This is a genomic window from Streptomyces sp. NPDC052225, from assembly GCF_040679615.1.
Lineage (GTDB): Bacteria > Actinomycetota > Actinomycetes > Streptomycetales > Streptomycetaceae > Streptomyces.
Window position 1 is genome coordinate 46,147 of the sequence record NZ_JBFAVD010000003.1, and the last position, 12,802, is coordinate 58,948.

Below are 12,802 nucleotides of genomic sequence, written 5' to 3' on the forward strand. Positions count from 1 at the left end.
GGTGTTGCTCGGTGGTGCGTTGCGGGCCCGCGCCCTGGGCCCTGAGCTGCCAGGAGTGAGGTCGTATACAACGCTCCTGAAAGCACAAAAGGACTCGGGGGCTGCATTGCCCGAGTCCTCTGCCCAGCAGAATAGCCCACATGAGTTGGCGTCCGGCAGGTGACGAACGTGGATCTTCTGTGCGGCCGATCACTGAACGGCGACGCCGCGTGATGCTTCGTACACAGGACGGGGTCCTCGTCGACGCCGCGTACGAGCCCGGCCCGGGAGGCCCGGACGTCCCCGTGATCGTGCTCGCGCACGGCTTCACCGGCGATCTGGAGCGGCCCCATGTGCGGCGCGCGGCAGGGGTGTTCGCGCAGCGTGCGGCCGTGGTCACGTTCTCGTTCCGGGGGCACGGACGGTCGGGCGGACGCTCGACGGTCGGTGACCGGGAGGTGCTCGATCTCGCGGCGGCGGTGGAGTGGGCGCGCTCGCTCGGCCACACGCGCGTGGTGACGGTCGGATTTTCGATGGGTGGTTCGGTGGTGCTGCGGCACGCGGCGTCGCACAGGGGGCGCACGGAAGCGCGCACCGACGCCGTCGTCGCGGTCAGCGCCCCGGCCCGCTGGTTCTACCGCGGGACGGCTCCGATGCGGCGCCTTCACTGGGTGGTGACGCGGCGCTCGGGCCGGGTGGTGGGGCGGCTCGGGCTCCGCACCCGTATCCATCCGTACGACTGGGACCCGATCCCGCTCTCGCCGGTCGAGTCGGTGCCGCTGATCGCGCCGACGCCGCTGCTCGTCGTGCACGGCGACCGCGACCCGTACTTCCCCGTCGACCATCCGCGGATGCTGGCCGCCGCCGCCCGGGGCGGCGCCGAACTGTGGCTGGAGCCGGGGATGGGGCACGCGGAGCACGCGGCGAGCGACGAGCTGCTCGGACGGATCGGGGAGTGGGCCGCGGCGGCGGGTGCCGCACAATAGGACGCCGCACCAGGACGTCGCAGCAGGGCGTCGCACCACTGAGAGGAGCCGGGAGCATGGCGCGAGGCACGATCCGCTACTGGGCGGCCGCCAAGGCCGCCGCCGGCGTCGCGGAGGAACCGTACGACGCCGAGACGCTGGCCGCCGCCCTGGCCGGGGTCCGCACGCGACACCCCGGCGACTTGGTGCGTGTGCTGCAGCGTTCGTCGTTCCTCGTCGACGGCGACCCCGTGGGCACCCGGGAGCATGAGACGGTACGGCTTGCCGAGGGCGGCACGGTCGAGGTGCTCCCGCCGTTCGCAGGAGGGTGACCCCGATGAGCAACAACCAGCAGTACCCGCAGTACGACCAGCCCTACGACCCGTACGGGCAGCAGCAGGCCCAGCAGCAGTACGACTACGAGGCGCCGCAGACCCAGCAGTGGCAGGCGCAGACGTGGGACACGCAGGTGCAGCCCGCGCCGGCTGCGGCGCCGGCGGCTCAGGCGTATCTGCCGCCGCAGGGCCAGGACCAGCAGCATCAGCAGCAGCAGTGGTCCTACGAGGCCCGGCCGCAGCCTGAGCCGCAGCAGCCCCAGCCGGTCGCCGAGCCCGTCGCCCAGGCCGCCGCCGAGCCCGCCGCCGAGCCCGCCTACGGCCCCGCCACCGTCACCGGCAACACCCGGGTCACGGACGCGCAGCGCGCCCGAGCCGAGGGCCGTTCGCCGGTCATCGAGCCGGGCATGCAGCCCGCCGGGCTCACCGCCCTGCTCGGACTGCTGCTCGCGGGCGGCGCCGCGATCGGCTCGTACGCGCTGGTGATCCCGCTCCTGATCCTCCAGGCGGTCACGGCCGCGGGCTGGTTCCGGCTCAACGGGATGTGGCCCGCGCGCCAGGGCATCGCGCTCGCCTTCATGGGCGGCGTGGTCGCCGACGTGGCGCTGCTCGCCGCGGGCCGCGAGCACGGCCCCGCCGCGATCCTCGGCACGCTCGGCGTCTGGGTGCTGCTCACCCTGGTCCTCCAGCTGCGCTCGCACGCCTCGCCGGACGAGCGGATGTACGGCCTGATGGCGACGGTCGCCTCGGCGGCGCTCGCGATCGTGGCGACCGGCCACCTGGCCGCCGAGCCGGACGCGGTGTCGGTCGGCGCGATCGCCGTGGCCGCCGCGATCGTGGCCCGCGCCCTGCCGCTGCCGACGCCCGCCTCCGTCGTCGTCTCCCTGCTGGCCGCGGCCGGTGCGGGGATCGCCGTGGGCGGCATGACCGGCCTCGGCGCGAACGGCGCGCTGCTCGGCCTCGGCGCCGGGGTCTGCGCCCTGGTCGGCCACCGCGCGGCGTCGTACGACTACCCGTCCCGCTTCGTCCACATGACGGCGGGCGTGGCGCTGCCGCTGGCCGCGGCGGCCCCGGCGGTCTACGTCCTGGGCCGCGCGTTCGCATAGGCGCGGCACGTGGGCGACGCATCAGCCGACTCGCACGGCTGATCGACAACTTGGTGACAACTCCCTGTGCGGGGCGCTGTCCCCGGCCTCTCCCACGTACGCTCGCGGAAAGAAGCACCGGACGTGGGGGAGCCGTCAATCCATGCGCGCACTGCGAATACTGCTGATCTTCGCCGTCATCGTCGGCGGCCTCTTCGTGATCGCCGACCGGGTCGCGGTGAACTTCGCCGAGGACAAGGCCGCCGACAAGATCCGCACCAGCGAGGGCCTGGCGAGCACCCCTGACGTGTCCATCAACGGCTTCCCGTTCCTGACCCAGGTCGCGGGCGGCAGCCTGGACGACGTGGAGATCGGGATCAAGGACTACGAGGCCAAGAGCGGCTCGGACTCCATCCGGATCGCCGATCTGCGGGCCGAGATGCACGGTGTCACGTTCGACAGCAGCTACAGCTCCGCGACCGCCGACTCCGCCACCGGCACCGCCGTCATCTCCTACGACGAGCTCCTCAAGGCCGTGAAGAAGCAGGACCCGGCCGAGGTCGCCCCCGGTATCACCGCGTCGATCGAGGGTCTCTCCTACGGCGGCGGCGACAAGGTCAAGGTCACGGTCGCCGTGAAGACGCCGCTCGGCACCCTGCACCCGCACGTCCTCAGCTCGGTCAAGGTCGCCGACGGCAAGGTCTCGGCGCGTGCCGACAGCCTGCCCCGGGCGGGCGCGTTCGACCTGGCCGAGAACCGGGTGCGCGGCGTCATCGACTTCCAGCAGGCCATCGACGACCTGCCCGCCGGCATCAAGCTGGACAAGGTGCAGGCCGCCCAGGACGGCATGGAGATCTCGGTGAAGGGTTCCGACCTCAAGCTGGTCGGGTAGGACCGTCCGGGGCCGCGGATGCGGGGTTGTCCGCGATACGAGACGACGCCGTCCGCCCAGTAGAAGTGAGCGGAGCCACAGCAGGCCGGGAAGCGTGCGGGGCCGACGTCGACGCATGATCCATCCCGCATCGTGGACGATCGCGTCTCATCATCCGACACGCCGGTGACACGGCCGCCGATGCGTCCTTACGATCGGACGCATGAAGCGACAGGCGGATCTCACGAAGCGGCGGGCAGTAGACCTGTGCCGCGTCGCCGCCATGCTCTGTCGCACCGTCTGAGCGGGACGGTCAACTCCCGCCTCCAGCAGGCCCCTTGAGACGACTCGGGGCCCCCGTGCATCCGTGCGCACACCCCTTCCGCATGCCCCCGCAACTGCCCCGGAGGAACACAGCATGAGCCGCAGCGACGTCCTGGTAGACGCCGACTGGGTCGAGGCCAACCTCGACAACGACAACGTGGCGATCGTCGAGGTCGACGAGGACACGTCGGCGTACGAGAAGAACCACATCAAGAACGCGATCCGGATCGACTGGACCAAGGACCTCCAGGACCCGGTCCGCCGCGACTTCATCGACCAGGAGGGCTTCGAGAAGCTCCTCTCGGCGAAGGGCATCGCCAACGACACGACCGTCGTCCTCTACGGCGGCAACAACAACTGGTTCGCGTCCTACGCCTACTGGTACTTCAAGCTCTACGGCCACCAGGACGTCAAGCTCCTCGACGGCGGCCGCAAGAAGTGGGAGCTCGACTCCCGCGACCTGGTCGACGGCGACGTCGTCCCGAACCGCCCGGCCACGCAGTACAAGGCCAAGCCGCAGGACACGTCGATCCGCGCCTTCCGCGACGACGTCGTCAACGCGATCGGCAACCAGAACCTGGTCGACGTGCGCTCGCCCGACGAGTTCTCCGGCAAGCTGCTCGCCCCGGCCCACCTCCCGCAGGAGCAGTCGCAGCGTCCGGGCCACGTCCCGTCCGCGCGCAACATCCCGTGGTCGAAGAACGCCAACGACGACGGCACCTTCAAGTCGGACGACGAGCTCAAGGCGCTGTACGCCGACGAGCAGGTCGACCTGGCCAAGGACTCCATCGCGTACTGCCGCATCGGTGAGCGCTCCGCGCTGACCTGGTTCGTGCTGCACGAGCTGCTCGGCGTCGAGAACGTCAAGAACTACGACGGCTCGTGGACCGAGTACGGCTCGCTGGTCGGCGTGCCGATCGAGCTCGGCGCCAACAAGTAACCGCCCTTTCTTCTCTAGGAGTTCAGCATGTGTGGAGCGAAGGCCGGCGGCCCCGACGCCTCGACGATCAAGCCCGGCGAGACCACCATCCAGGGTCAGGTCACCCGTGACGGCGAGCCGGTGACGGGCTACGTCCGTCTCCTGGACTCGACCGGCGAGTTCACCGCCGAGGTCCCCACCTCGGCCACGGGCCAGTTCCGCTTCTACGCGGCCGAGGGCACGTGGACGCTGCGCGCCCTGGTCCCCGGCGGCACGGCGGACCGTACGGTCGTCGCCCAGACCGGCGGGCTCGCGGAGGTCGCGATCGCCGTCTGAGCGATCACTCGTGACTGCTGAAGGGCCGCACCCCCGGGGGTTGGACGCCACTGGTACGGGGTGCGGTCCTTCGGCTTGCCTCCAGGCTTACGCTGGAGATATGTACGCACGGCGAAAGCATCAGTACTTCGCCATGATGGGCGTCTGCATCGCCCTCTTCGTCCTGGCGTGGGGCGTCGTACGCCTCTGGTCCGTCCCCGCCGCCGTCGCCATGTGCGTCGTCGCCATGGTCATCCCGCCCGTCGCCGCGATCGTCGCCAACCGGCGCGGCCCCGACGACCGCTGGTGGGACGACCCGTCCGGGGACGCGAAGTCCGACGAGTGGTGGGACGAGATCGACGGCAAGAAGCGCCCGCGTTGATTCTTCCGCCCGCGTTGATCATTTCGTGACCAACTTCCGTGCAACCTGAGGCCGTTGTTGTGGGTCTCCTGTGCGCGCGGATACGGAATCCGTGCTTCGAGTTCCGTGGGGGGACCCGTTGGATCACGTACACATACCGTCGGAGACACCTCCGGACAGACCCCGCCGCCGCGGCCGCACCACCGCTCTGATCGCCTGCGCCGCCGTCCTCGGCGTCGTCGCGGGCGTGTGCACGGGGTATGTGGTGCAGGCCGGGCGGGAGCCCGACGCGCTGCCGCCGCTGGCGCAGAAGAGCGTGGCGCGGGCCAAGGGTGGCAAGGCCCCCGAGCCGCTCTCCGCCGCCCGGGACCATCGCGTGCGCACCGACGGCGACCTGCGCAAGCTGCTCGTCCAGCGGCCCGCGGGCACGCAGAAGGCGGACTCCGCGCAGGGCTGGATCGACCAGTACGGCTACGCGAACGACTACGAGGATCCGGGCGAGATGTTCTCCGACCTCTCCGCCTCCCGCTTCCGGCGGGCCGCGATGGTCGCCTGGGACAAGGGGCAGTCGTCGACCGAGATCCACCTCATCCAGTTCCGGGACGCCCAGGGCATGGGCTCCCGCGACTTCCTCAGCGGGCAGCAGGGCTACACGCCGCTGACCGATTGGGCGGGCAACCTGGGCAAGCCGATCCCCGGCAGCTCCGACGGCCGCGTCTACGTCTTCGACAAGCCGCGCACCAAAGCCGGCTATCTGCCGATGTACCAGGCCAGGGCGCTCGCCGCACGCGGCGACATCGTCATGGACATCTGGCTCTACGACACCAAGCCGATCCCGATGAAGACCGCGATGGATCTCGCCAAGCGGCAGTTGGAGCGCCTGTGAGCGACCAGTTCCCGCCCCCGCCCCCGGTTGTGCCCGACGCGGCCGTCCGGCGGCCCCGGCGCTGGCCCGCGATCGTCGTGGCCTGCGCGGTCGTGCTCGCCGTCGCGGGCGCTGCCGCCGTCACCGTCACGAAGGTGAACGACGCCGACCGCACCGTCTCCACCTCGGTGTGGGGCAAGCCGAAGGAGCAGAAGCAGCACGCGGGCGGCGCATCGCGCCAGTCCGACCTGCGCTCGCGGCTGCTGCCGATGCCCGACGGCTATGTGCCGGGCCCCGACATCGACGAGTTCGGCAACGACAAGGCGATCGGCGGCAAGGAGGCCGTGGCCCGCTTCAAGAAGGGCGCCGACGACCTCCCAGCCCGCCAGCGCGACGCCCAGCACCGCTCCATCGACAAGCTCAAGCTCAAGGGCCTGGCGATGCGCAGTTACTCCGCCGAGGACATCGACCTCGTCGTCGAAATCCAGCTCGCCCAGATGCAGAACCGGCAGGCGGGCCGCGACCTCAAGGCGTTCCAGACGGAGTTCCTGCGCTCGCTCGGCCTCTTCACCAAGGGGCCGAAGATCAAGGGGCACCGCAACGCGGACTGCTTCCTCGCGCCCCGCGACAAGGACACCAAGCTCGACCTCCTTGTCTGCAGCGCGTACGAGGACGACCTCCTGGTTTCCGTCACCGCCAGCGGCCCCAAGTCGATCGACAGCAAGGCCGTCGCGGACCTCCTGGCCCAGCAGCTCAACCACATCTCGTCGCGGGGGGAAGCGGTATGACCCAGCAGCAGCCCGAGTCGGCACCCGAGTCGACGATGCAGCTCACGGCCGTCTCCGCGCAGGCCCCGCCCCCGTTCCCTCCCGAGTTTCCGGCGCCGGTGAAGAAGGACCGCCGCGTGCTGCGCGCCGTCCTGCGCTGGACCGCGGCCGTCGTCGTGTTCGGCGTGGTCGGCGCCGGTGTCGCGTACGGCGTCACCGAGCAGAAGCGCGGCGACCTGCCGGGCCTCGCCACCGAGAGCGACGGCCGCTGGGACTACCCGGTGATCGAGAAGCCGCCGCTGCCCTCCGGCGCCCCGGATCCTTTCGCCGAGGAGAACACCCGCGAGGAGCACTTCGCCGACCTGCGCGCGCTCGTGCTGCCCGCCCCCAAGGGGGCCACGGCCGACAAGAAGCTCGTGGGCGACGACGGCTGGCTGCCCAGCGCCACCTACGTGGACACGTACGACAAGGGCTCCCGCGGAGATCTGCGTACGTCCATGAAGGAAGGCGGCCTGCGCCAGATCGCCGCCCGCGGCTGGACCATGCCCGACGGCACGCACACCCGTATCTACCTGCTGCGTTTCAACACAGCGGCGTTCGCCCGCGTGCACCTGGACGCCGTCACGGACAGCGGTGCCACCCTGCTGGGCGCACCGGACGTGGCGGAGAGCTACGGATGGGCGGCCGACGGCAGCAGGGTCCGGTACACCACGCTGCACGCCTACGACGAGAACAAGCCGTACGGCAAGGAGCAGGTCCGCCAGGCCTACATCCAGTCCGGTGACGTGGTCGCCCTCGTCGTCCAGTCCTGCAAGGGCACCACCCCCAAGATCCCCTTCCAGCAGACCGTCGTCCTCCAGAACCAGCTCCTGGGCTGAGCGGGAGGCGACCTCGCCGAGAGGTCCGGGCCCCACCCGACTAGAGTGGGGCCCGGCTCTGTTGTCCGCATCGTTCCGCTCACCGAGGAGCATCCGCCGTGACCGTCTTCTTCGAAGCCCTCCTTGTCCTGGTCTGCGTCGGCGTTCTCGCCTTCGCCGGTCTGACCGTGAAGAAGCTGTACCAGGGCCAGCGCTGACTCCCCACTGATTGAGCACCCCATGATCCAGATCCCGTCCGACCTGCACCCCGACCTCGTCCCGCTGGTGTTCCTGCTGGGCACCTGGGAGGGCGCGGGCGTCACCGACTTCCCCGGCGCCGAGAAGGCCAACTTCGGCCAGGAGGTCTCCTTCACCCACGACGGGCGGAACTTCCTCGAGTACCACTCGCACACGTGGATCCTCGACGCCGAGGGCAACAAGGTGCGGCCGCTCGAGTCGGAGTCCGGCTACTGGCGCGTCGACAAGGACCGCAAGGTCGAGGTCGTCATGGTCCGCGACGACGGTGTCGTCGAGGTCTGGTACGGCGAGCTGGCCGACAAGAAGCCGCAGATCGACCTGGCGACGGACGCCGTGGCCCGCACCGCGGCCTCCGGTCCGTACACCGGCGGCAAGCGTCTGTACGGCTACGTCAACAGCGACCTCATGTGGGTCGGCGAGAAGCAGACCCCCGAGGTCCCGCTGCGCCCCTACATGTCGGCCCAGCTGAAGAAGGTCGTCACCCCGGAGGAGGTCGCCGAGATGGCGCGCAACCTCCCGGACATGCCCGATGACGGAATCGCCTTCTTCAAGTAGGCCCTTCTGGTCCTAGACTCGGTGGCGTGGTGAGCACCGAAGGACTCGACTGGAAGAGCGATCTGCGGCAGCGCGGCTACCGGCTGACGCCGCAGCGCCAGCTCGTTCTCGAAGCCGTGGACACCCTGGAGCACGCGACCCCCGACGACATCCTGTGCGAAGTGCGCAAGACGGCGTCGGGGATCAACATCTCCACGGTCTACCGGACCCTGGAGCTCCTGGAGGAGCTCGGGCTCGTCTCCCACGCGCACCTGGGTCACGGCGCTCCCACGTACCACCTCGCCGACCGGCACCACCACATCCACCTCGTCTGCCGCGACTGCACGAACGTGATCGAGGCCGACGTGGACGTGGCCGCGGAGTTCACCAGCAAGCTGCGCTCCGAGTTCGGCTTCGACACCGACCTGAAGCACTTCGCGATCTTCGGCCGGTGCGCCGACTGCTCCAAGGCCCACGAGGCCGCGCAGGAATAGCGGGCAGGAACAGCGGGCTGGAATAAGCGGGTCCGTCCGCTCGTCGTAGTGTGTGTGAACATGCAGCGACATGCGACGACCAGCCCCCTGCTGACCCTGCCCGGCGCCGTCCCCGGCGAGGGCGTCGACGAAGGCGTGGCCGCGCACTACGGCGACCTGTTCCGCGAGCAGCGCTCGCTGGCCGACGGCGCCGGCGTCGTCGACCTCTCGCACCGCGGCGTCCTCACCGTCACCGGCGACGACCGGCTGAGCTGGCTGCACCTGCTGCTCACCCAGCATGTCGAGCAGCTCCCGCCGAACCAGGCCACGGAAGCGCTGATCCTCTCCGCCAACGGGCACATCGAGCACGCCCTGTACCTCGTCGACGACGGCACGACGACCTGGGCGCACGTCGAGCCCGGCACCCAGGAGGCGCTGCTCGCGTACCTGGAGTCCATGAAGTTCTTCTACCGGGTCGAAGTCGCCGACCGCACCGGCGAGTTCGCGGTCGTGCACCTGCCCGCCGGGTCCATCGCGCCGGTGCCCGACGGCGTCGCGGTGCGCGAGACGGCGTACGGGCGCGACGTCTTCCTGCCCCGGCAGGACCTGGAGTCGTACGCCACCGCGAACGGGCCCGCGATCGGCCTGCTCGCCTACGAGGCGCTCCGCGTCGAGCAGCACCGGCCGCGGCTGGGCTTCGAGACCGACCACCGCACGATCCCGCACGAGCTGGGGTGGATCGGCTCTGCCGTGCACCTTCAGAAGGGGTGCTACCGCGGGCAGGAGACCGTCGCCCGCGTGCAGAACCTGGGCAAGCCCCCGCGCCGCCTCGTCTTCCTGCACCTGGACGGCAGCGAGGTGCACCTGCCGCCGCACGGCGCCGAGGTGCGGCTCGCCGCGGACGGCCCCGAGGGCCGCAAGATCGGCTTCGTCACCACGTCCGTACGCCACCACGAGCTCGGGCCGATCGCCCTCGCGCTGGTGAAGCGGAACGTGGCGGTCGACGCGGAGCTGATGGCCGAGACGACGGCGGCGGCCCAGGAAGTCGTCGTCGAGCCGTAAGCGGCCTCGGCGGGGCTCACATCTCCAGGAGGACCGTGAACGGGCCGTCGTTCGTCAGGGACACCCGCATCTGCGCCCCGAACCGGCCCGTCGCCACGGTCGCGCCCAGCGCCCGCAACTGCGCCACGACCTCGTCGACCAGCGGCTCGGCCACATCGCCCGGTGCCGCCGCGTTCCACGTGGGGCGGCGGCCCTTGCGGGCGTCTCCGTAGAGCGTGAACTGGCTGATCACCAGGAGCGGCGCGTCGATGTCGCTGCACGACTTCTCGTCGGCGAGCATCCGGACCGACCAGAGTTTGCGGGCCAGCTGGGCCGCCTTCTCCTTGGTGTCCTCGTGCGTGACCCCGACGAGGACACACAGGCCCTCGCCCTTGATCTCGCCGACCGTCTCGCCCTCCACGACGACGCTCGCGCCGTCCACCCTCTGCACCACTGCACGCATACCGCCATCATGCCGTGCCGCGGTACCTGCCTCGTCCGTGCTCCCGAACCCCCCATCCGGGGCCGAAATGGGGCACTCGGGCACAGGAGGGCCACCGGGAGTGGCACGATGCTCACACGTGGTGCTCCGATGGCGCGCCGCGTCAGTCCGGTCGAGGGGACGGTAAGCACGCCATGGATGCCAACGCCATGAGCCACACCACTAGTTCGGGGCCACCCGCCCCGTCCGGGGAACCCGTGTCGCTGACACACGGGGGCCGGGCCGGCGGTGCGCTCGCCCGGCCGCCCGCCCAGCGCACCGGCAGCCCGGAGCTGCCGCCCGCTCCCGCGCCCGAACTGGCCGGCCTGCGCCTGCCCGAGCTGCGCACGCTGCGCCGTGACGCGCAGCAGGACGAGGCGGACCTCAGCTACGTACGACGTCTCCTCCAGGGCCGGATCGACATCCTGCGGGCCGAGCTGGGGCGCCGGCGCGACCCCGAGAGCCCCGTCGTGGACCGGCTCTCGGAGATCCTGCGGGACCAGCCGACGCGGCAGCGCTCCTCGGCCCGGCACGTCACGCTCGGCACCCCGCACAGCGAGGAGTCCCGGCGCCTGGCCGCGGAGATGCTTGCGGAGGTGGAGCTGTCGGATCTGGAGGCCCGTACGGATGTCGAGCTGCACGCGGCGATGGGGCGGCTCGTCCGGTACGAGCAGCAGGTGTCCCGGCGGCGGCAGCAGTTGCAGCGGGTGGCTGACGATTGCAGCGCGGAGATCGCTCGGCGGTACCGGGACGGGGAGGCGCAGGTGGAGGACTTGCTCGGGGGGTGACCCCGGGGGCGCACCGTAGGGGTGGGGGTTCGGTTGCCGGGTGCGGGTTGCGTTGTGGCTGGTCGCGCAGTTCCCCGCGCCCCTGAAGGCTTGCGGCTCCGCCGCTTGCCTTCATCGGGGAAACGCGACGCGCAGCGTCCGCATTTCGGGGACGCGGGGAACTGCGCGACCGGCCCCCACCGGACCCGCACCCGAAACAATCCCCGCGACACCGCCCCACCTCCCGCCTAGCGTGAACCCATGACATCCCGCACCGCCGACGGAACAGACGTACGGACGATCACCGATGACGAGCTGCCCGCCTGGCTGCGCGCCCTGAACACGGGGTTCCTGCGCACCCCGACCGCGTCGGACGAGCGCCTCGCCAAGGTCCGCGCCAACTTCGACCTCGACCGCACCCGCGCCGCCTTCGCCCCGGACGGATCCGGCGACGTCACGCAGGTGGCCACCTTCCGCTCGTTCGCGCAGCACCTCACCGTGCCCGGTGGGGCGAGCGTGCCCGCCGACGCCATCACGAACGTCACCGTCAGCCCCACCCACCGCCGCCGCGGCCTGCTCAGCCGGATGATGGCCGCCGACCTGGCCGACGCCAAGGCGCGCGGGGACGTCGCGGCGACGCTGATCGCCGCCGAGTACAACATCTACGGGCGGTACGGGTTCGGGCCCGCGACCACCACCACGCAGTGGGAGATCGATGTGCCGCGGGCCGGCCTCGACCCGCGCTGGTCGGGCCCGGACGACGGCGGCCGGATCGATCTGGCCGGCCCCGAGGAGGTGCGCAAGGTCGGCCCCGAGCTGCACGAGCGGCTGCGCGGACGGGTCGCCGGCGTCGTGTCGCGGGACGACTTCTGGTGGCAGTACAACACCGGCCTGTGGCCGACCCCCGAGGACCCGTGGAAGGAGCCGTTCCACGCCGTGTACCGCACTGCGCGCGGTGAGGTCGAGGGGCTCGTCGTGTACGCCGCCGACGGGCACTGGGGCGACGCCAAGATGCCCGGGAACACGGCGACCGTGCACCAGCTGCTCGGCCTGACGCCGGCCGCCGAGCGCGCCCTGTGGACGTATGTCTGCTCGATCGACTGGGTGACCGCCGTGAAGACCGGCGGCCGCGCCCCCGACGACCTGCTGCCGCACCTGCTCCCCGACCCCCGGGCCGCCCGCATCGTGACGCAGGCCGACTTCCTGTGGGTGCGGATCCTGGACGTCGTACGGGCCCTGGAGGCGCGGTCGTACGAGGCGAGCGGGGAGCTGGTCGTCGAGGTGCACGACCGGGCCGGGCTCGCCGGGGGACGGTTCAGGTTGGCGGCGGCGCCCGACGGAGCGGTCTGTGAGCCGAGCGCCGCGGCTCCTCAACTCACGCTCGATGTAGGTGAGTTGGGGGCGCTGTGGCTGGGCGACGCGTCCGCGGTGCGGCTGGCCGCCCTGGGCCGGGTGGTGGAGGAAGAGGCGGGCGCCGCCGCCGTTGCCGACGCCCTGTTCCGTACGCCGCGGCGACCGTGGTGCCCCGACGTCTTCTGACGGCCGTACGAGCCACTGAAGGGTGGCTCGAGACCGACCGGGCTCCCGGCTCCCCTCCGGAAGGGA

Annotated in this window: 17 protein-coding genes; 16 read left to right on the top strand and 1 reads right to left on the bottom strand. The window is 71.2% G+C overall.

Going from position 1 to position 12,802, the window contains the following annotated elements; genetic code table 11:
• The first annotated feature begins 212 nt into the window (after positions 1 to 212).
• From AB0L37_RS05780 to AB0L37_RS05845, 14 genes are all read left to right on the top strand, one after another.
• Entirely contained in the window at positions 213 to 965 is a 753-nt protein-coding gene (locus AB0L37_RS05780) for an alpha/beta fold hydrolase (protein WP_365501419.1), read from the top strand.
• Positions 966 to 1,021: 56 nt separating this feature from the next.
• A complete protein-coding gene (locus tag AB0L37_RS05785; RefSeq protein ID WP_365500730.1) occupies positions 1,022 to 1,276 on the top strand; it encodes a MoaD/ThiS family protein in 255 nt (84 codons plus the stop codon).
• A 5-nt stretch (positions 1,277 to 1,281) separates the two neighbouring features.
• Complete coding sequence (locus tag AB0L37_RS05790) at positions 1,282 to 2,385, top strand: hypothetical protein (RefSeq protein ID WP_365500732.1); 1,104 nt, start codon at positions 1,282 to 1,284, stop codon at positions 2,383 to 2,385.
• Positions 2,386 to 2,527: 142 nt separating this feature from the next.
• The gene (locus AB0L37_RS05795; protein WP_365500734.1) at positions 2,528 to 3,256 is read left to right on the top strand and encodes a DUF2993 domain-containing protein; all 729 of its coding nucleotides are present in this window, start codon (positions 2,528 to 2,530) and stop codon (positions 3,254 to 3,256) included.
• Between the two features lie 202 nt (positions 3,257 to 3,458).
• Positions 3,459 to 3,539 carry a putative leader peptide gene (locus AB0L37_RS05800; RefSeq protein ID WP_350203226.1) on the top strand — a complete coding sequence of 27 codons (81 nt, stop codon included), beginning with the start codon at positions 3,459 to 3,461 and terminating at the stop codon, positions 3,537 to 3,539.
• Between the two features lie 114 nt (positions 3,540 to 3,653).
• Positions 3,654 to 4,499, top strand: a complete 846-nt coding sequence (locus AB0L37_RS05805; RefSeq protein WP_365500736.1) for a sulfurtransferase — start codon at positions 3,654 to 3,656, stop codon at positions 4,497 to 4,499.
• A 27-nt stretch (positions 4,500 to 4,526) separates the two neighbouring features.
• Complete coding sequence (locus AB0L37_RS05810; protein ID WP_127832476.1) at positions 4,527 to 4,814, top strand: DUF1416 domain-containing protein; 288 nt, start codon at positions 4,527 to 4,529, stop codon at positions 4,812 to 4,814.
• Between the two features lie 100 nt (positions 4,815 to 4,914).
• The gene (locus tag AB0L37_RS05815) at positions 4,915 to 5,175 is read left to right on the top strand and encodes a DUF3099 domain-containing protein (protein WP_365500739.1); all 261 of its coding nucleotides are present in this window, start codon (positions 4,915 to 4,917) and stop codon (positions 5,173 to 5,175) included.
• Between the two features lie 118 nt (positions 5,176 to 5,293).
• The gene (locus AB0L37_RS05820; RefSeq protein WP_365500741.1) at positions 5,294 to 6,040 is read left to right on the top strand and encodes a hypothetical protein; all 747 of its coding nucleotides are present in this window, start codon (positions 5,294 to 5,296) and stop codon (positions 6,038 to 6,040) included.
• Positions 6,037 to 6,807, top strand: a complete 771-nt coding sequence (locus AB0L37_RS05825) for a hypothetical protein (RefSeq protein WP_365500743.1) — start codon at positions 6,037 to 6,039, stop codon at positions 6,805 to 6,807. The genes AB0L37_RS05820 and AB0L37_RS05825 overlap by 4 nt, the downstream gene beginning before the upstream one ends.
• On the top strand, positions 6,804 to 7,664 hold the full coding sequence (locus AB0L37_RS05830) for a hypothetical protein (protein WP_365500745.1): 861 nt from the start codon (positions 6,804 to 6,806) through the stop codon (positions 7,662 to 7,664). Before AB0L37_RS05825 ends, AB0L37_RS05830 begins: the two co-directional genes overlap by 4 nt.
• A 219-nt stretch (positions 7,665 to 7,883) precedes the next feature.
• On the top strand, positions 7,884 to 8,456 hold the full coding sequence (locus AB0L37_RS05835) for an FABP family protein (RefSeq protein ID WP_365500747.1): 573 nt from the start codon (positions 7,884 to 7,886) through the stop codon (positions 8,454 to 8,456).
• A 26-nt stretch (positions 8,457 to 8,482) separates the two neighbouring features.
• A complete protein-coding gene (locus AB0L37_RS05840) occupies positions 8,483 to 8,929 on the top strand; it encodes a transcriptional repressor (protein WP_365500749.1) in 447 nt (148 codons plus the stop codon).
• A gap of 60 nt (positions 8,930 to 8,989) precedes the next feature.
• Positions 8,990 to 9,970, top strand: coding sequence for a glycine cleavage T C-terminal barrel domain-containing protein (locus AB0L37_RS05845; RefSeq protein WP_365500752.1), 981 nt, complete (start codon positions 8,990 to 8,992; stop codon positions 9,968 to 9,970).
• A gap of 16 nt (positions 9,971 to 9,986) precedes the next feature.
• Here the strand turns inward: AB0L37_RS05845 and dtd are convergent, their stop codons facing one another.
• Entirely contained in the window at positions 9,987 to 10,412 is a 426-nt protein-coding gene (gene dtd, locus AB0L37_RS05850) for a D-aminoacyl-tRNA deacylase (protein WP_365500754.1), read from the bottom strand.
• Positions 10,413 to 10,600: 188 nt separating this feature from the next.
• Between dtd and AB0L37_RS05855 the strand changes: the two genes are divergently transcribed.
• Together AB0L37_RS05855 and AB0L37_RS05860 are read left to right on the top strand one after the other, a co-directional pair.
• On the top strand, positions 10,601 to 11,218 hold the full coding sequence (locus AB0L37_RS05855) for an ABC transporter substrate-binding protein (protein WP_365500756.1): 618 nt from the start codon (positions 10,601 to 10,603) through the stop codon (positions 11,216 to 11,218).
• A gap of 240 nt (positions 11,219 to 11,458) precedes the next feature.
• Positions 11,459 to 12,736, top strand: coding sequence for a GNAT family N-acetyltransferase (locus AB0L37_RS05860; RefSeq protein WP_365500758.1), 1,278 nt, complete (start codon positions 11,459 to 11,461; stop codon positions 12,734 to 12,736).
• Positions 12,737 to 12,802 lie beyond the last annotated feature (66 nt).